Below are 16,683 nucleotides of genomic sequence, written 5' to 3'. Positions count from 1 at the left end.
TGCCGGCGTGGCAGCGCCAGAAAAACAAAAACCCGCGCCTGGCGTCCCGAGCGCGGGTGTTTCCACAAGCTGATGACGCAGTGCGCACCAGCTGTGAATGCTGCGATCAGTACAGCTTCTTAGGCAGTTGCATGCTGCGAACGCGCTTGTAGTGGCGCTTCACGGCAGCAGCCTTCTTGCGCTTACGCTCTGCGGTGGGCTTTTCGTAGAATTCACGAGCGCGCAGGTCGGTCAGCAGGCCCAGCTTTTCGATGGTGCGCTTGAAGCGGCGCAGAGCAACGTCAAAGGGTTCGTTTTCTTTTACACGGATAGTCGTCATTAGCTAATGTTTTCCATTGGTGCCAACAGCGGGTTTTCAGGAAGATCAGCCTGAAAGCCTTGAATGGCGGTTGTGCCCTGTCATATTGACTAGTATTGGCAGACAGGGCTTTGCCAGCAAAGACGAGGATTATAACCAGTTTTCCTGGGGCTTGCCAAGGGACTGTTGGCAAGCACGCACCGGGCCGTGGGCTCAGGCCGCTTCCAGCGCCTGCGCGCAGGCGTGCGCGCTGGCCCAGGCCCATTGGAAGTTGTAGCCGCCGAGCCAGCCGGTGATGTCGACCACCTCGCCTATGAAGAACAGGCCGGGCACGCGCTTGGCTTCCATGCTTTGCTGTGACAGCTCGCTGGTGTCCACGCCGCCCACGGTGACTTCGGCCTTTTTATAGCCTTCGGTGCCAGTGGGCGTCAGCTGCCAGCGGCTCAGGCGTTCGGCCAGGCGCAGCAGGGCTTTGTCGCTGGCTTCGGCAATCGGGCGTTGCCAATCGGCGTCTTGCGCCACCCAGGCGTCGGCCAGGCGGGCGGGAACGAGGGCGGCCAGCTCGTTGGCGATCAGTTTGCGCGAGCGTTGTTTGGCCGCTTGCAGGTGTTCGGCCACGTCCAACTCGGGCGCCAGGTTGATGTCGATGGGCTGGCCCGGCTGCCAGTAGCTGGAGATTTGCAAGATGGCCGGGCCCGAGAGACCGCGGTGGGTGAAGAGCAGGTCTTCGTGGAATTCCATGCGCGTTTTTTTGCTACCAGTGCCAATCACCACCGGCAAAGCCAAGCCGGCTAATTGCGCGTAGGGCGCCCAGGCCGCACCATCAAAAGTCATGGGCACCAGGCCGGGGTTGCGTGGCACCAGCTTCAGACCCCATTGCTGGGCAATGCGGTAGCCGAAATCTGTAGCACCAATTTTGGGGATGGAAAGCCCGCCGGTGGCGATGACCAGGTTGCGCGTGTGCACGCGGCCGCGATCGGTGTCGATCTGGAAACGGGCCGTGCTGGCGGCGTCATCCACGGCGCTGATGTTTTTCACCGCGCATGGCTGCCAGCGCTGTACTTGGCCGGCCTCGCACTCGGCCAGCAGCATGGCGATGATGTCTTCGGCCGAGCGGTCGGCAAAGAGCTGGCCTTTGTGTTTTTCGTGGTGCGGGATGCCGTGCTTGTCGACCAGGGCGATGAAGTCGGCCGGCGCAAAACGCGACAGCGCCGAGCGGCAGAACTGCGGGTTCTGGCCGACAAAATGCTTGTGCGGCTGGCGCACGTCCAGATCGCGGTTGGTGAAATTGCTGCGGCCTCCGCCCGAGATGCGGATTTTCTCGGCCACCTTGTCCGCATGGTCGATCAGCAACACCTGCAACCCGCGCTGGCCCGCCTGGGCCGCGCAAAACAGGCCGGCAGCGCCAGCGCCGATGATGACGGCATCAAATTGCAAGAGGGAGTGGGAAGCGGACATGCGAGAAAGGCTCTGGTTGCGGTGCGGCTGAGGCGGGCGGGCCCGTTCAGCAAAGCTGCGCATTATCGGCCATGTGGCATATCCGGGTGGCTGGCGCTACGGCTGCCCGAGCGGCATGCCGCCAAAGCGGGCCATGCAATGCCAGGCCTTTTTCAACGATTGGGCGTCGTAGCGCTGGTTGCGTGTGGACTGTGCTTGGGCGCGCCCTAGATCGGCCGGGCTCAGGCTGCGGGCGGAGCCATTGCCCGAGCCAAAGTGCTGCAACAGGTCTTGCAATGTTGCAGCGATTTCATCGCCTCGGTATTCAGCAGCTGCGGTGAGCTTGTGATTTGTAAAACGGTAGCCGCCGTGCCAGTGCACCGGCACTTGGCAGCGCTGTGCGGCCGCTGCAATCGGCGTGTCGGCAAAGCTGGGGTCCAGCACCAGGGCTGCCACATCGCGCGCCAAGAGCAGGCCGCCGTGGATTTGGGCTTCAACATAGTGGTCCAGCGGGTCGGGCAGCGTCAGGCATTGCAATTGCTGCCAGTCCATCTGCGGCCACAGACCGATGTGCTCAGGTTGCCAGTAGCTGTCGGGGTCGCAAAAGCTGCTGCGGGCGGCAACGCCAACGTGCAACTGCAACCAGGCCGAGCCAAAGCGCGGCGCTGCGCCGTGGCCGACCCAGTGGCGGGCACCCAAAGCGCTTAGATCTACCGCGCCGTAAACCGGGCGCTCGCTGCTGGGCGCCGCATCGTAGGCACCGGCAAACCAGTCGTGCTCCCACTGCCAGCGCTGGCCGCCGTTGTGCGGGCTGTAGCTGCCGTTGCTGCTGCCGCTTTCGAACTGTGACTGGTAGCGCCCGCTGCTGGCCAGGTGCTCGATCACCGTGGCGCCGCCATGCAACCAGTCAGGATGGAAGTGAATGTGCATGGCCGCGTAGGGCACGGCTGGACCGCGCTGCATACCGCGCTGGCGCACGGCCTCTAGCGCCTGTTGTTGCGCAGGGCTGAGCAGTGCTACGGCTGGTTCGGTGGCGGCCATGCTGCGCAGCATAAAGCCTGGCGCAGGCGTGTTTCAAGCGAAAAGCAGCGCCGGCCATGGTTATGCGATCTGCCTACAATCGCTTTCATGCGTCTTCCTCACCACCAACTCACGATGACCGTGCTCATGTCGCCCGACATGGCCAATTTCTCTGGCAATGTGCACGGCGGGGCGATTTTGCGCCAGCTTGATAACGTCGCTTATTCCTGCGCCAGCCGCTATGCAGGCCGTTATGTGGTGACCTTGAGCGTGGACCAGGTGATGTTTCTGGAGCCCATCCATGTGGGTGAGTTGGTGTCTTTCTACGCCAGTGTCAACTACACCGGCACCTCGTCGATGGAGATCGGCATCAAGGTGGTGGCTGAGAATATTCAGGAGCGCAGCGTGCGCCATGTGAACAGCTGCTTTTTCACCATGGTCGCTGTGGACGATAACCGCAAGCCCGTGCCTGTGCCGCCGCTGCAACCCGAGACAGACGAGGAAAAGCGCCGCTGGAACGCCGCCATCACGCGCAAGGAATTGCGCAAGGAGCTGGCGCGCCGTTTTGCCGAGACGCGGAAGGCGGAAGCATAGCCCGGCAGCGCAGCATAAGAAACAGGGTTGCTGGCTGCAGCATGGCCCGCCACGCTGTTGGTGATGGGCCGTCTCCAGGCCTTTACGCAAAACTTGCCAACCGTGCGCAAGAAAAAAGCCAGCACCGCAGTGCTGGCTCAGTGCAAGCGCGCTGAGCGCTCAGCGCGACTTCACCGCGTCGCGAGGCGCAGAAGAGAACACGCCGTCAACACCGAGCTTGTAGAAGTTGCGGTACTCGTTGGTGGCGCTGCCGTTGTAATCGCTGGCCAGTTGGCTCGGGTCGCTGGAGAAGACCCAGGGGTGTACAAACAGGTTTTGGGCGTGCGCGTTGGTGACCAGGGCGGTGTTGGTGGTCAGGACGCGGTCGCGCTCGTCCCACAGGCCGTCACCGTTCAGATCGTCCATCTTGCCATCGTTGTTCTTGTCCACGCTTTTCGAGGACACGATGTATGCCTTGGCGGGCGATATGCCGTCGGCATAGGTTTTGATTTGCGCCAGACCGTCGGCCGTGACCATGTCCTGGTAAGTGGTTGTGGTGCCGCTGGCCGTGAAGTCGTACGGGCGGTCGTGCGGTGACTGGATGAGCACGTCGCCGTTGGCCGCTACACCGCTGGCGTCGATCATCTGCACCAGGCGCAGCTTGGTTTTGCTGCGCAAGCTCTTGAGGTGCGCCACTTCGAAAGAGCGAATCAACACCGGATCGCTGGCCTTGCTGTAGCCCGCTTGCTGCAAGGCGCTGACCAGCTTGTCTTCCATGCCCAGTTTGAGTTTGGTGTGGAAGCTGGGGTGGCGGGTTTGCAGGTACAGGCCAACGTTGCGGTTTTGGCGCTGGACGTAGTTGAGGATCTGGCTGAACGACTGGATGCCTGCGCTGTTGCTGGCGTAGTCGCCTTTAGGCGTTTTGAGCCGCAGGGTCTGCAACTCGGCCAGCGTAAAGTCTGCGGCGAACCAGCCGGTTCTGGATTTGCCATCGATCTCGCGTGTGGCTTTGCGCGAGCCGAAACTGCGGATGTCTTTGACATCGGTGAGTTCGGTGATGTCGGGCGAGCCCAGGGCCACCAGCACGCCGTCTTGGCTCATCACCAGATCAATGGCTAGAAAATCGGCATTCTGGTTGATAGCTTCTTGGATGCTCTCCAACGAATTGGCCGGAAAGTTGGCCAGGCCGGGTTGTGAAAAGGCCTTGGGTTTGCTGCCGTCCAGCGTGGGGAACTTGTCGTTGCCGGTGCCCGTGCCAGGGTCGGTGTTGATGCCCCATTCGGTATTGCAGCCGCTGACCAGCGCAGCACACAGGGCCGCAACACTCAGTTGCAAGGCGGTTCTTTTTCGCATGACTCAGTCTCCTCGAATAGTCTTGGGTAGGCTGCGTGCCACTGGCGGCCGCCGCGCAGCCGCAGCACCTGTGGCAGCGCAGCTGCTTTGCCGCTGGTGCTACGGCGTGAATGACAAACGGTTCAGTGCCTGAGCACTGACAGTTGTTGACTATCGTAGACTGAAATGTCGTAGAAATCGGGGAAATCAGCCGATTGCTTGGCGGCTTGACATTTGGGCGGCCAAAGCGACGCAGTGCACCACATCTCCCACGACCATGATGCTGGGGCTGGCGAGCTGCTGGCTTTCCATGGTAGAGGGCAAATCTGCCAGCGCGGTGACGGCATGGCGCTGCTGCGGCAGGCTCGCGTGCTGCACGATGGCCACAGGCGTATCAGCGGGCAAGCCCTGCAGCAGCCCTTCGGTGATGCTGTGGGCGCTGGCGACGCCCATGTAGATGACCAAGGTCAAGCGGGCGCTGTGGGCTGTGCGGGCCAGCTCGGCCCAGTCCGGCCCGGCACCGCCCGGCTTGGCATGGCCGGTGACAAAGACCACGCCCTGCGCATGATCGCGGTGCGTCAGCGGCGCACCAAGGCTGGTGATGGCCGCCAGGCCGGCGGTGATGCCGTTGATGATGCGTGGCTCTACGCCATGGGCACGCAAAAAATCTACCTCTTCTCCACCTCGGCCAAAGATGAACGGGTCGCCGCCTTTGAGGCGCACCACGCGCTCGCCGTTGCTTACTTCTTGCAGCATCAGGCGCTGGATGAAGTCTTGCGGCGTGCTCTTGCAGCCGCCGCGCTTACCCACATGCACGATGCGTGCACTGGGCGCTGCCCATTCGAGCACCGCGTCGTTGACGAGGTCGTCCACCAGCAGCACGCTGGCTTGCTGGATGGCCTTGGCCGCCGCAATGGTGAGCAGATCCGGGTCGCCGGGGCCGGCGCCCACCAAGGTGCAAGTGCCGCTGGCAGTGCTGGCGGGCTTGGAGTGGGGTGTCAGCGTGAACGAGGGCATGGTGTGTTGCGGAAAGTCGATGTGGAGCGGGCGGTCGTCAAACCGGGTTTTGCATGCGAGCCGCCAATTGGCGGATGTAGCGCACCTGCTGGGCCAGTGCCTCGGGCACGGGCAGGCGGCCAGCCAGCACGTCTTCGGTATAGCGGGCGGTGGTGACCGCGTCAATGGCGCTGGGCAAGCCGGGCACTTCGCTTTCGGTGCCGGCGGCGCGCTCTTGCAGCAGCAGGTGCTGGCCTTGCACAAAGCCGTCGTACTGCGGCGTGCGGCGCGGGTCGGCGCAAACTTCGCCTTCCAGACCGCGCGAAAGCAGGGCGTTAGCGCCCAATTGCTGAAGGGTGCTGAGCAACATGGGCAGATATTCGGGGTGCGTGTAGCTGCCGAGCAGCAGCGCCGGCCCGGCCACCGGTTGCAGCAGCTTGGCGATGCTGTGGCCGGGGTTGCGCAGGCCAATGATCTGGCGCACAGCCAGCAGTTTGGCGAGCGCCGGCAGCAGGCTGGCAGTGTGGACGCAGCTGACTTGGCCCGCCGCCAAGCTGCCAAAAGCGGCCTGGGGCTGAATACCCAACAGCTCGAAAACCGCAAATGCGGTGACGCGGCTGGCCTCGGTTTGCATGCCATGCACCAGCACGGGCAAGCCTTCGCGGGCCAGCAACAAGGCGAGCAGCGGCGTCAGCGTGGGTAGACGCCGCGCGCCGTTGTAGCTGGGGATGACGATGGCAGGCTGCTCGCCCGCCAGCGAAAAGCGCGCAATGCGCTGGTGCACGGCGTCCCACAGGCCGCACATCTCGTCGGCAGTCTCGCCTTTGATGCGCATGGCGATGCAGAAAGCGCCGATTTCGTAGTCGCTGACCTGGCCGTCCAGAATCTGGCCCAACAGATCGGCTGCCTGCGCGCGCTCCAGCGCCTTGGCGCCGCGCGCGCCGCGCCCGATGTCCTTGATGTAGTGCTGTATGGCCATGGTGTTTGCAAAGTTGTGCGTATTATTTTCGGTTTTATAGACGAAAAAGTAATAACGAAAAATGGCTGCGCCCGTCCGCTGGCCGAGAGGGCGCAGGGCATTGTCACGGCGCCGCCTTGCCCGGCCCGCAGAATTGACGAAATTTTGCGCTGCAAAAGCTTGCGCCGCCGCCGCCAAGCCCTAATATCCGCAGTCTGTGCCATGCCCTGCGGGGCTTTTGAAAGGAAAGAATATGTCTGGATCCCCATCGATGGTTGACGAGCTGTTGCAGCAGTTGCAAGGCGCGCCCATGCAGCAGATGGCACAAAGCCTGGGTGAGAGCGAAGAGCAGACCCAGCAGGCGGTGCATGCCGCGATTCCGATGATGCTGGGCGCGTTGGGCAACAATGCTCAAAGCGCCGACGGTGCCGATGCCTTGTTTGGCGCGCTGCAGAGCCACGGCGGCAGCCCGGATCTGGGCGGCTTGCTGGGCTCGCTGCTCGGCGGTGGCGCAGGCGGCGGCCAGGCTGCTGGTGGATTGGGCGGCTTGGGCGGTCTCGGCGGCATGCTGGGCAGTGTGCTCGGTGGCGCCATGGGCGGTGGTGCACCGGCTGGCGCACAAAGCTCGGGCGCGGGCGATATCTTGGGCCACATCTTTGGCGGCCAGCAAGACCAGGCATCCAGCAATCTGGGCCAGGCCACGGGCCTGGGCGGCGGCAACGCGGCCAATCTGCTGAAAATGCTGGCACCGCTGGTGATGTCGTTCCTGGCGCAGCGCGTCATGGCCGGCGGCATGAACTCGTCCGACCTGGGCAACGCCCTGGGCCAGGAAAAAGCCCAGGTGCAGCAGCAAGGCGGCCTGGGTGGCGGCCTGCTCGGCTCGCTGCTGGACCAGAACGGCGACGGCAAGCTGGACGTTGGTGACCTGATGAAGATCGGCGGCTCCCTGCTCAGCGGCCGCCGCTAAGCAGGCGCCCGTAGCTGCGCGCAGCCACTATCCCCAAAACAGTCCCCAATACCTTCCTGCAGCGCAGGGTGGTGTTGGGGATTTTTCATGCGCAGAGGGCGGAAAGCCTACACTTTCGCTCCATGAGTTTGCTGATTTTGGGAATCGAATCTTCGTGCGACGAGACCGGCGTGGCGCTGGTGCGCACGCGCGACGACGGCGCTGTGCCGCAGTTGCTGAGCCATGCGTTGTACAGCCAGATCGACATGCACCGCGCCTATGGCGGCGTGGTGCCCGAGCTGGCCAGCCGCGACCATATTCGCCGAGTGCTGCCGCTCACGCGCCAGGTGCTGCAAGATGCGGGCAGCTCGCTTGAAGCCGTAGATGCGATTGCTTTTACCCGTGGCCCTGGCTTGGCCGGTGCTTTGCTGGTGGGCTCGGGCGTGGCTTGCGCCTTGGGCGCCGCGCTCGATAAGCCGGTGCTGGGCGTGCACCACCTGGAAGGCCATTTGCTCTCGCCGTTCTTGAGCGACGATCCGCCCCAGTTCCCGTTTGTGGCGCTGTTGGTCTCGGGCGGCCACACGCAGCTGATGCGCGTGGATGGCGTGGGCCAGTACGAGATTCTGGGCGAAACGATTGATGACGCCGCTGGCGAGGCTTTTGACAAATCCGCCAAGCTGCTGGGCCTGCCATATCCGGGTGGTCCGGAGCTCTCGCGCTTGGCGCAAAACGGCGATCCCGAAGCTTTCAAGCTGCCGCGGCCTTTGCTGCACAGTGGCGATCTGGATTTCTCGTTTGCCGGCCTGAAAACGGCGGTGCTGACCCAGGCCAAAAAGCTGGGCGACGAGCTGGAAGCGCGCAAGGCCGATCTGGCCGCCTCCACGCAGGCGGCGATTGTTGATGTGCTGGTGAAGAAGACTCTGGCCGCGCTCAAGCAAACCGGCATGCAACGCGTGGTGGTAGCTGGTGGTGTGGGCGCCAACCGCTTGCTGCGCGAGCAGTTGAACGCGGCATGCGCCAAGCGCCGCGTGCGCGTGCATTACCCGGAGCTGCATTTGTGCACCGACAATGGCGCCATGATTGCCATGGCCGCAGCCATGCGCATCCAGGCTGGTCAGCAAGAAGCCACCAAGGAATACGCTTTTGATGTGAAGCCACGCTGGCCGCTGGATTCCATCGTGTTGGCGAACACCGCCACAGCTTGAGCGCCATTGCTTTGCCAAAACCATGGGCCGCGAAAATCGCGGCCCATTTTGTTGGTGGCTACAGCCTTGCTACGGCGTTTACTGGATGGCCAGCGTCTGCACTTGGGGCTCGGGCTGGTGCGTGGCCAGCGTCAAGGTCAGCACGCCGTTTTCCAGTGCAGCCTTGGAGTTGGCCAGGTCGATGGCAGCTGGCAGTTTCCAGGCGCGTTGTACGCTGCGCGGTGCGCCTTCCACGCTGCTCAGGCGCACGGTTTTGTCTTGCAGCTCCAGCTGGAGTTGTTCGCGGCTGAGGCCGGGTACGTCGAGTTGGATGGTGAAGACGCTGCCGTCTTGGCTGACGTTTTCGTTGGCTGGCGAGGCGGCCGTGGTGGTTTGCAAAAAGCGTTGCAGCGCGGCATCCATGGCAGCGGGAGAAACAGCGTAGGCAGAGCGGTGCAGCAGAGGGGTCATGATCATGTTCAATCCTTTTCTATCAGTGCAGCATCTTGCTGCTCGATGACTGGTAGTTGGATGGCAAGGTCTTGATTTCAAGAGAAATTGGCGGCTTTTTATTTTTGCTGCCAAGCCCTTGAAAGCGCCTGGATCACGACCATATTGCGCGCTCGCCAGCGGTCACTGCGGGCTGAAACTGGCCGGATCGGGTGTGCGTTGTTGGCGCGCCTTGTTGCGCAGATAGGCCTTGGCCGCAGCTTCAGCGCTGGGCGAGTTGGTGCTTTCGCTGCTGGGCTCGGCCTCGGGCGTATAGCTCTCTGGCACCACCGGCGTGCCGGTGCGGGCACGCTTGATGGCCTGGCCCAGCTGGATCACCGACATGGCATAAAAGCTTGACCAGTTGTAGCGCGTGATGGTGTAGAAGTTCTGCGTGCCGGCCACGTACTGCGCGTCGGCATCGCCGTTCTTGAGCTCGATCAGGGCCAGCGGGCCGTTGTGCTGCGGGCCGGGCGCGGCCAGTTGCACACCGTTGGCGGCCATCTCGGCGGCGCTGAACGTGGGTTTGATATCGGGCTCCAGCAAGGTGGCCAGTTGGGCGGGCGTGCTGTTGAGCTGCATATCGTAATAAGCCGGCATGCCGCGCTGCCAGCCGTGGCCGACAAAATAATTGGCCACCGAGCCAATCGCATCGGCCTTGCTGCTGAAAAGGTTGATCTTGCCGTCGCCGTCAAAATCCACCGCATAGTTGGCCCAGCTGGTGGGCATGAACTGCGGCAGGCCCATGGCGCCGGCGTAGCTGCCCTGGGTGTCGAACGGGTTGCTGTTGTTCAGGTAGGCGGTGGTCAGAAACTGCTCGAGCTCGCCGCGGAAATACTTGCTGCGCTCGGCCTGGCGCGGGTGGTTGGCCGGGTAGTCGAAAGCCAGCGTGGCCAGCGCATCGACCACGCTGAAGTTGCCGGTTTGCTGGCCGTAAATGGTTTCCACCCCGATGATGCCGACGATGTATTCGGCCGGCACGCCATAGGTTTGCTCGGCGCGGGCCAGGGCGGCTTCGTTCTCGTTCCAAAAGCGCAGGCCGGCGCGGATGCGGATCGGCTCGACAAAGCGGCTGCGGTAGGCGCGCCAGTTTTTGACGCCGGCGGGGCCGGTACGCGGCGTCATCAGGCGCTGCACCGTGGGGTTGAAGCGGGCCTGGTTGACGCTGGCGCGCAGCCAGGCTTCGTCAACATGGCGGCGCGCCGCGACTTCGCGCACAAAGTCATCGGCCTCGGGCCGGTTGGCGTAGCTTTGCGCTGAGGCGCTGGCTTCGCTGTCGCGGTTTTTCTTCGAGGGTTTTTGTGCGTTGGCGCTGACCACGCAAGCGCTGGCTGCTAGCAAAACGAGCGTTTTTTGGAGAATGCGGTGCATGCGGCTTTATACCTTGTCGGCGGGGCGTGCCAGCCCAGACCAGGGCAATTGTCGTAACTGTTTGCGCAAGCCTGCCAGTGCAGCGGTCGTGGAGCCTGGCGCGCCAGCGCTGGCGTAGCGGATGCGTTCCAGCGCTTGCAACCAGGCCTCGAAAGCCGGCGCCTGCTCGGGCGCCTGCTGGCGGATGGCCTGCGCCAGGCTGCGCGGCGTGGCGCTCTCCGCACTGGCGATACCGGCCTTGGCCAGACGTTGGCGCGCTTGCAGCAACAAGACGAGCCACGGATCGGTGTGGCGGCGTTGGTAGTACAGCACCAGGGAGACGATGGCCGCTGCCGCGATGAGCAGGCCGCCCAGAATACGCACCAGGTCCATCCAGTTCGGGCTGGACAGGCCCAGCTTGCCGAGCATGTCCATCTGGTCGCGCTGGGTGTAGTTCAGCACCCACTGGTTCCAGCTGTTGTTGACGGCTTCCCACATGGCGCGCATGTGCTGGAAGGTGTTGATGGCGGCCTGGTTGCTGACCATGAAGCCCATCACGTTGCTGGTGTTGATGCGCTGCGCAGCCGTCACACGGCCAGGGCTGACGGCGCCGGTTGGGTCGATCCGTACCCAGCCTTGCTGCGCGCCCAGCCAGACTTCGGCCCAGGCATGGGCATCGGCCTGGCGCACGGTCCAAAATCCGTCTACCGCGTTCATCTCGCCGCCCTGGTATCCGGTGACGATGCGTGCTGGCACACCAGCTGCCCGCAGCGCAATCACAAAGGCCGACGAAATATGCTCGCAAAAGCCTTCTTTGCGGTCAAACCAGAACTGGTCGGCTGCCTCGCCCGCATAAACGCCGGGGTTGAGCGTGTAGGTGTAGCCGCCGCTGCGCAGTTGGGCCAGCAGGCGCTGCACCAGGCGCTGGTCGCGCTCGGGCCCGTCGCCAACTTCAGCCGCCAACTGTTGCACCCAGGCCTGGGTGCGCGGGTTGCTGTTGGCCGGCAAGCGGCGGTTGAAGCGCAGCTCGCGTTCACTGGCCTGCATGCCAAAGCGGTAGCTGGTGTGGCTTTGCATGCTGATGCGGGTGACTTCGGTGATTGGCCGGTAGCTCAGCCACTGCATGTCTTGCGTGCGGTAGGGCCGGCCGCGCGGCAGCGCTGGCGCCTCGCTGGTCAGGTCCAGAGCCAACAGCCAGGAGTTGTGGTGCGCCTCCAGCGTCAGCTCATAGCGCAAGGGCTCGCCGCTGGTGCTGATGTCGGTGAGGGGCTTGTCGCTGGGCGCGGGCTGGCCGCCCGCAGCGCGCCAGGTTTTGCCGTCAAAATCGGCCAACACCGGGCCGCGCCAGTACAGCAGCCGGCTGGGCGGCGGGCGGTTGCCTTCGGTCTCGAAACGGACGCGGAAGGCAATGCCTTCGTCTTGCGCCAGCGAGGCCATATTGCCCACGCTCATCTCGTCGGACAAACCGGTTTTGGCGGTTTTGGCCGTGGGCACGCCCCACAGCGGCGCCATGCGTGGGAAGAAGACAAACAGCGCCAAGGTCAGCGGCGCGCCAATGGCGATCATTTTCAGCGACAGCTTGGCGGCATAGCGCAGCGAAGGCTGGCCTACGGGCATATGGGCATTGACCAGGGCCGTTAGCAAACCGACCAGCCCGATCGAGATGGCCAGCGCTGTCAGCAGCGATTGCGAATGCAGAAAATTGGCCAGCAAGGCAAAAAAGCCCAGAAAAAACACCACCATGGCATCGCGCCGGGCTCGCATCTCCAAGGTTTTGAGGGTCAGCAGCATGGTGATCAGCGTCACCCCGGCATCGGCGCCAAAAATCGTCTTGTAGTGGAGGGCGGTACCACCGACGGTCAGCACCAGCAAGGCGGCCAGCGTCCAGCGGTTGGGCAAGGGTTTTTGCCGGAAAGCGAGCGAGGCACGCCACAGCAACAAGCCATAGGCCAGGGCCGAAGCCCAAACCGGCAAGGTGGCGGTCAGTGGCATCAGTACCCAGCTGACCACGGCCAGCAGAAACAGCGTATCGCGTGCTTCGCGGGGCAGGTTGCTCAGGCGCTGGCGCAGAGAGAGAGAGCTGTTGGGCATGGCTTGCTTTCTACGCCAGGGCCAGTGCCCGCAGGCAGGCAGCACGGTGCTCCGGGCCGCTGTCGGGCGCTATGTCGTTGCCGTTGGCGGCAATGCGCAAGCCGTAGCGCAGGCCTTGCTGCTCAGCATGCAGCACCCATGCGGTCAGACGCGAGAGCTGGGCCTCGAGCTCGGCCAGGCCGCAGCGGCTGGCGTCGAGCCACAGGTCTTGCTGCGCTTGCTGCTGGTTGTCGCGCACCACAAACGGGCCCACGCCGGTGGCCAAGGCGCTGGCGGCTTTTTTCCAGACCACCAGCTTGAGCGGGTCGCCACGGCGGTAGCCGCGCACGCCGTCGAGCTCGCCGCCGCTGGCATGCAAGCGCGCGCTGTGGCCTTGGCCCGCATCAGCCAGGCCATGCGGCAGTGGCGGCGGGTGGGATTCGGGGCTGGGGTAGACCAGGGCTTTCTCGTCGCTGCGGAACACCGTCCACATGCGGAATACACCCAAGGGAAAACGTGTTTCCACCACCACCGCTGGCAAGGGCTGCAAGCCGCGCTGGCTGGCCAGCATGGCGAGTTGCACGGTGGTTTGGCCTTGGGCAGGGACGTTGGCCATGCTGTAGCTGGGCTCTTCGTACAGGCGCACGCCGAGCGCATAGCGGGCGCGGCGGCTGGGGTTGTCCAGCTTCAAGCCCAAGGGCAAGGCCTGGCCCACAAAGGCCGCCTGCGGCGCGTGCAAGCCCAGTTGCATGCCCAGCAAATTGCGGTAGCCAACGCCGATGGACACCAGCGACGCGCCGGTCAGCATGAAGGTCAGCAAAAAGCCCAGGTTCAGTTGAAAGTTGATGCTGGCTATCAGCAGCACCAGCAAGGTCACGCCGAGCATGCAGCCGGCGCGCGTGGGCAACAGGTAGAGGTTGCGCCGGGTGACCGTGAGGGTGCTGCTGAGCGACAGCTTGCCCAGCCACCAGCGGCGCATGCGCTGACGCCAGGCCTGCAACAAGGCGGGCCGGGCAGGGCGGCTGGTGCCAGCTTGCGGGGTGATAGTGCTGGCCACTTTATTGCAGCGGCACGCTGTCCATCATGGCGCGTACTTGTTCGACGGCGCTGCGCCCCGCGCTGCTGACCGGCACCATGCGGTGCGCCGTGGTCTGCGGCAAGATGGCTTGTACATCGTCAGGCGCCACATAGTCGCGGCCCTGGATCAGCGCTTGCGCCTTGGCCGCCCGCACCAGGCCAATACCGGCGCGGGGCGATAGCCCTTGCACAAACCATTTGCCCGAGCGGGTGGCCGCCATCAAGGCTTGGACGTAGTGGATGAGCGCATCGCTGGTGCGCACGGCGCTCACCTCCTGCTGCAAAAACTTCAGCTCCACGGCCGAGGTGAGCGCAGGCAGCTGGTTGGCAATATCGCGGTGGCCTTGGCCGGCCAGCAGTTGGAACTCGGCCGCCTGGTCCGGGTAGCCGAGCGAAATGCGCATCAAAAACCGGTCCAGCTGGCTCTCGGGCAGGGCATAGGTGCCCAGCTGCTCCAGCGGGTTTTGTGTGGCGATCACGAAAAACGGCTGGGGCAGCGGCCGCGTCGTGCCTTCGGCGGTGACCTGCTTTTCCTCCATGGCTTCGAGCAGGGCGCTTTGTGTCTTGGGGCTGGCGCGGTTGATCTCGTCGGCCAGCAGCACCTGGGTGAACACCGGGCCGGGGTGGAAGACGAAGTTCTGCTGCTCGCGCTCGTAGACCGATACGCCCGTCAGATCGCTGGGCATCAGATCGGCGGTGAACTGCACGCGCGAGAACTGCAGCCCCAAAGTGCGTGCCAGTGCGTGCGACAAGGTGGTTTTGCCCACGCCCGGCACGTCTTCAATCAGCAGGTGACCTCCTGCCAGCAAACAAGTCAGACAATCCTGGACTTGCGCCGGTTTCCCCACAATCACCGTGTTAAGCTGAGCCAATAATTTTTGTATGGTGTGCTGTGTCTGCATAGCATAACCATAGACGATAAAAACGAGCAAGGAGACGAAAGCTGTGTCCAAGACAGGTTATTTCACACACCGTGACTGTTGGAAACACGACATGGGCCCGGGCCACCCCGAGTGCCCGCAACGCTTGGACGCCATTGAAGACCGCCTGCTGATGACGGGCGTGGGTGACGCGCTGGAGCGCCGCGACGCGCCCAAGGCCATGCCATCAGATCTTGAGTTGGGTCATGAGCGCTTGCATATCGCCGCGATCCGCGGCCTGTCCGAGATGGCGGGCGACAACCAGGCGGTCGGCGGCCCGGCCACCTTGATGCTCGACACCGACACCTCCGTCAACGTCAACACCTGGAACGCCGCCTTGCGTGCCGCTGGCGCAGCCTTGGCTGCGACCGATGCCGTGATTGGCGGCGAGATGGAGAACGCCTTTTGCGCCGTGCGCCCGCCTGGCCACCATGCCACGCGCAAGCAGGCCATGGGCTTTTGCTTTTTCAACAACGTGGCGCTGGCAGCCAAATATGCGCTCATGCGCCACCAGCTCAAGCGCGTAGCGATTGTTGACTTTGACGTGCACCATGGCAACGGCACCGAAGATATTTGTGCCCATGATCCGAACATCCTGATGGTCGGCATCTTCCAACACCCGTTCTACCCTTTCAGCGGTGATAAAGACCCGGCCGAGAACATGCTGAACGTGCCCGTGCCCGCCTATACCAAGGGCATGGATGTGCGCGAAATCGTCGAGACCTACTGGATTCCGCGCCTCGAAGCCTTCAAACCGGAGATGATTTTCATCAGCGCCGGCTTTGATGCCCACCGCGAAGACGACATGGGCCAGCTCGGACTGGTAGAAGCCGATTACGCCTGGATCACGCACCGCATTAAAGACATTGCCCGGCGCTTCAGCAAGGGGCGCATCGTCTCCTGCCTCGAAGGCGGCTATGTCATGGCGCCGCTGGCCGCCAGTGTGGAAGCGCATATCCGCGTGCTGGCCGATTTGTAAGCTGACCTGTAAAGACCGAGCCGATGTCCGAGAGCACTATCCTTCTGCAGTCGCGCGATGCGCGCGGCGTGCTGACCTTGACCATGAACGACCCGGCGCGCTTCAATGCGCTGGGCGACGAAATGCTGTCTGCCCTGCAAGCCGCGCTGGCGGCTGCCGCCCAAGACGAAAGCCTGCGCGCCGTGGTGCTGGCCGCCAATGGCCGCGCCTTTTGCGCCGGCCACAACCTCAAGGACATGGCGGCCCACCCGGACAAAGCCTGGTACCAGGATCTGTTTCAGCGCTGCACCAAGGTGATGCTGGCCATCCAGAAACTGCCGGTGCCGGTGATTGCGCGGGTACATGGCATGGCCACTGCAGCCGGTTGCCAACTGGTGGCGCAGTGCGACCTGGCCGTGGCCAGCAGCGAGGCCAGTTTTGCCACCAGTGGCATCAACTACGGCCTGTTCTGCGCCACGCCCAGTGTGCCGCTGGTGCGCAATGTGCCCATCAAACAAGCCATGGAAATGCTGCTGACGGGCGAATTTTTGAGCGCTGAGCAGGCCAGGGCGGAGGGCTTGGTCAACCGCGTGGCGGCAGCCGATCAGCTGGATGCCGAGCTGGAGCAATTGCTGGCCGCCATCGTCAACAAACCGCGCGCTGCCATCACCATGGGCAAAGCCTTGGTCTACCAGCAGCGCGAGCTGGGCTTGGAGGCAGCTTACCAGGCGGCCAGCCAATGTATGGCCACCAATATGATGGATACTGATGCGCAAGAAGGGGCGCAGGCTTTTGCGCAGAAGCGCAAGCCGGTGTGGGCGAACCAGTAGGCGGTGTGTCACTTCGGCGTGACTGGCATTGATTGGAGCGGCTGGGTGAGGGCGCGGAGTTTGTGGCGTCCGCGCCCATGGCGGGGCTTTCTGCGCTTCACGCAGATTTGATGAGGCTGTTTTTCTAACTGGCGTTACTGGGTTTTGCATGCTGCAGCTGGCCGGGTCTCGCCCCGGCAGGCGACCTCCCTTTTTGCCCAGCCAAAAAGGGAGGCGAAAAATCTGCCCCACATCCAGCGTCCCCG

16 protein-coding genes are annotated in these 16,683 nt (G+C 63.5%); 5 read left to right on the top strand and 11 right to left on the bottom strand.

Annotation, left to right across the window (positions count from 1 at the left end; translation table 11 throughout):
* Window positions 1-106: 106 nt before the first annotated feature.
* From rpsU to ACFIQF_RS06490, 3 genes are all read right to left on the bottom strand, one after another.
* A complete protein-coding gene (rpsU, locus tag ACFIQF_RS06500) occupies window positions 107-319 on the bottom strand; it encodes a 30S ribosomal protein S21 (protein WP_007833691.1) in 213 nt (70 codons plus the stop codon).
* Window positions 320-511: 192 nt separating this feature from the next.
* Window positions 512-1,756: a BaiN/RdsA family NAD(P)/FAD-dependent oxidoreductase gene (locus ACFIQF_RS06495; RefSeq protein WP_393941234.1), complete on the bottom strand. Its 1,245-nt coding sequence runs from the start codon at window positions 1,754-1,756 to the stop codon at window positions 512-514.
* Window positions 1,757-1,852: 96 nt separating this feature from the next.
* Window positions 1,853-2,776 (bottom strand): DUF3626 domain-containing protein, encoded by a 924-nt coding sequence (locus ACFIQF_RS06490; protein WP_393941232.1) that lies wholly within the window; start codon window positions 2,774-2,776, stop codon window positions 1,853-1,855.
* A gap of 87 nt (window positions 2,777-2,863) precedes the next feature.
* On the opposite strand from ACFIQF_RS06490, the gene ACFIQF_RS06485 reads away from it, so the two are divergent.
* On the top strand, window positions 2,864-3,349 hold the full coding sequence (locus ACFIQF_RS06485) for an acyl-CoA thioesterase (RefSeq protein ID WP_393941230.1): 486 nt from the start codon (window positions 2,864-2,866) through the stop codon (window positions 3,347-3,349).
* A 159-nt stretch (window positions 3,350-3,508) separates the two neighbouring features.
* On the opposite strand, the gene ACFIQF_RS06480 is transcribed toward ACFIQF_RS06485, so the two are convergent.
* The 3 genes from ACFIQF_RS06480 to ybiB form a co-directional block, all read right to left on the bottom strand.
* On the bottom strand, window positions 3,509-4,681 hold the full coding sequence (locus ACFIQF_RS06480; RefSeq protein WP_393941229.1) for a glycerophosphodiester phosphodiesterase family protein: 1,173 nt from the start codon (window positions 4,679-4,681) through the stop codon (window positions 3,509-3,511).
* 186 nt (window positions 4,682-4,867) lie between these two features.
* A complete protein-coding gene (gene cobA, locus ACFIQF_RS06475) occupies window positions 4,868-5,677 on the bottom strand; it encodes a uroporphyrinogen-III C-methyltransferase (protein WP_393941227.1) in 810 nt (269 codons plus the stop codon).
* 37 nt (window positions 5,678-5,714) lie between these two features.
* A complete protein-coding gene (gene ybiB, locus ACFIQF_RS06470; RefSeq protein ID WP_393941225.1) occupies window positions 5,715-6,635 on the bottom strand; it encodes a DNA-binding protein YbiB in 921 nt (306 codons plus the stop codon).
* Window positions 6,636-6,867: 232 nt separating this feature from the next.
* On the opposite strand from ybiB, the gene ACFIQF_RS06465 reads away from it, so the two are divergent.
* Both ACFIQF_RS06465 and tsaD read left to right on the top strand, forming a co-directional pair.
* Window positions 6,868-7,581: a DUF937 domain-containing protein gene (locus tag ACFIQF_RS06465; protein ID WP_393941223.1), complete on the top strand. Its 714-nt coding sequence runs from the start codon at window positions 6,868-6,870 to the stop codon at window positions 7,579-7,581.
* Between the two features lie 122 nt (window positions 7,582-7,703).
* Window positions 7,704-8,765 carry a tRNA (adenosine(37)-N6)-threonylcarbamoyltransferase complex transferase subunit TsaD gene (gene tsaD / locus ACFIQF_RS06460; protein WP_393941221.1) on the top strand — a complete coding sequence of 354 codons (1,062 nt, stop codon included), beginning with the start codon at window positions 7,704-7,706 and terminating at the stop codon, window positions 8,763-8,765.
* Between the two features lie 78 nt (window positions 8,766-8,843).
* Here tsaD and ACFIQF_RS06455 read toward each other — a convergent pair whose 3' ends face one another.
* From ACFIQF_RS06455 to ACFIQF_RS06435, 5 genes are all read right to left on the bottom strand, one after another.
* Window positions 8,844-9,221: an Hsp20/alpha crystallin family protein gene (locus ACFIQF_RS06455; protein ID WP_393941220.1), complete on the bottom strand. Its 378-nt coding sequence runs from the start codon at window positions 9,219-9,221 to the stop codon at window positions 8,844-8,846.
* A 156-nt stretch (window positions 9,222-9,377) separates the two neighbouring features.
* Complete coding sequence (mltB, locus tag ACFIQF_RS06450; protein WP_393941218.1) at window positions 9,378-10,604, bottom strand: lytic murein transglycosylase B; 1,227 nt, start codon at window positions 10,602-10,604, stop codon at window positions 9,378-9,380.
* A gap of 6 nt (window positions 10,605-10,610) precedes the next feature.
* Window positions 10,611-12,674 carry a transglutaminase TgpA family protein gene (locus ACFIQF_RS06445; protein WP_393941217.1) on the bottom strand — a complete coding sequence of 688 codons (2,064 nt, stop codon included), beginning with the start codon at window positions 12,672-12,674 and terminating at the stop codon, window positions 10,611-10,613.
* A 10-nt stretch (window positions 12,675-12,684) separates the two neighbouring features.
* On the bottom strand, window positions 12,685-13,710 hold the full coding sequence (locus tag ACFIQF_RS06440) for a DUF58 domain-containing protein (protein WP_393941215.1): 1,026 nt from the start codon (window positions 13,708-13,710) through the stop codon (window positions 12,685-12,687).
* A gap of 1 nt (window position 13,711) precedes the next feature.
* A complete protein-coding gene (locus ACFIQF_RS06435) occupies window positions 13,712-14,632 on the bottom strand; it encodes an AAA family ATPase (RefSeq protein ID WP_393941213.1) in 921 nt (306 codons plus the stop codon).
* Between the two features lie 91 nt (window positions 14,633-14,723).
* Between ACFIQF_RS06435 and ACFIQF_RS06430 the strand changes: the two genes are divergently transcribed.
* Entirely contained in the window at window positions 14,724-15,629 is a 906-nt protein-coding gene (locus ACFIQF_RS06430) for a histone deacetylase family protein (RefSeq protein WP_393941212.1), read from the top strand.
* 23 nt (window positions 15,630-15,652) lie between these two features.
* Complete coding sequence (locus tag ACFIQF_RS06425; protein ID WP_393941210.1) at window positions 15,653-16,438, top strand: enoyl-CoA hydratase; 786 nt, start codon at window positions 15,653-15,655, stop codon at window positions 16,436-16,438.
* The last annotated feature ends 245 nt before the right edge of the window (window positions 16,439-16,683 follow it).

The organism is Comamonas trifloxystrobinivorans (assembly GCF_043359985.1).
GTDB lineage: Bacteria > Pseudomonadota > Gammaproteobacteria > Burkholderiales > Burkholderiaceae_C > Comamonas > Comamonas trifloxystrobinivorans.
The sequence above is the reverse complement of the archived record's forward strand: the minus strand, read 5'-3'. Positions and strand labels throughout refer to the sequence as shown.

What these genes read in the sequence shown, in the direction of transcription:
- rpsU (WP_007833691.1), bottom strand. Translation starts at nt 319, where the DNA reads ATGACGACTATCCGTGTAAAAGAAAACGAACCCTTTGACGTTGCTCTG.
- ACFIQF_RS06495 (WP_393941234.1), bottom strand. Translation starts at nt 1,756, where the DNA reads ATGTCCGCTTCCCACTCCCTCTTGCAATTTGATGCCGTCATCATCGGC.
- ACFIQF_RS06490 (WP_393941232.1), bottom strand. Translation starts at nt 2,776, where the DNA reads ATGGCCGCCACCGAACCAGCCGTAGCACTGCTCAGCCCTGCGCAACAA.
- ACFIQF_RS06485 (WP_393941230.1), top strand. Translation starts at nt 2,864, where the DNA reads ATGCGTCTTCCTCACCACCAACTCACGATGACCGTGCTCATGTCGCCC.
- ACFIQF_RS06480 (WP_393941229.1), bottom strand. Translation starts at nt 4,681, where the DNA reads ATGCGAAAAAGAACCGCCTTGCAACTGAGTGTTGCGGCCCTGTGTGCT.
- cobA (WP_393941227.1), bottom strand. Translation starts at nt 5,677, where the DNA reads ATGCCCTCGTTCACGCTGACACCCCACTCCAAGCCCGCCAGCACTGCC.
- ybiB (WP_393941225.1), bottom strand. Translation starts at nt 6,635, where the DNA reads ATGGCCATACAGCACTACATCAAGGACATCGGGCGCGGCGCGCGCGGC.
- ACFIQF_RS06465 (WP_393941223.1), top strand. Translation starts at nt 6,868, where the DNA reads ATGTCTGGATCCCCATCGATGGTTGACGAGCTGTTGCAGCAGTTGCAA.
- tsaD (WP_393941221.1), top strand. Translation starts at nt 7,704, where the DNA reads ATGAGTTTGCTGATTTTGGGAATCGAATCTTCGTGCGACGAGACCGGC.
- ACFIQF_RS06455 (WP_393941220.1), bottom strand. Translation starts at nt 9,221, where the DNA reads ATGATCATGACCCCTCTGCTGCACCGCTCTGCCTACGCTGTTTCTCCC.
- mltB (WP_393941218.1), bottom strand. Translation starts at nt 10,604, where the DNA reads ATGCACCGCATTCTCCAAAAAACGCTCGTTTTGCTAGCAGCCAGCGCT.
- ACFIQF_RS06445 (WP_393941217.1), bottom strand. Translation starts at nt 12,674, where the DNA reads ATGCCCAACAGCTCTCTCTCTCTGCGCCAGCGCCTGAGCAACCTGCCC.
- ACFIQF_RS06435 (WP_393941213.1), bottom strand. Translation starts at nt 14,632, where the DNA reads ATGCAGACACAGCACACCATACAAAAATTATTGGCTCAGCTTAACACG.
- ACFIQF_RS06430 (WP_393941212.1), top strand. Translation starts at nt 14,724, where the DNA reads ATGGGCCCGGGCCACCCCGAGTGCCCGCAACGCTTGGACGCCATTGAA.
- ACFIQF_RS06425 (WP_393941210.1), top strand. Translation starts at nt 15,653, where the DNA reads ATGTCCGAGAGCACTATCCTTCTGCAGTCGCGCGATGCGCGCGGCGTG.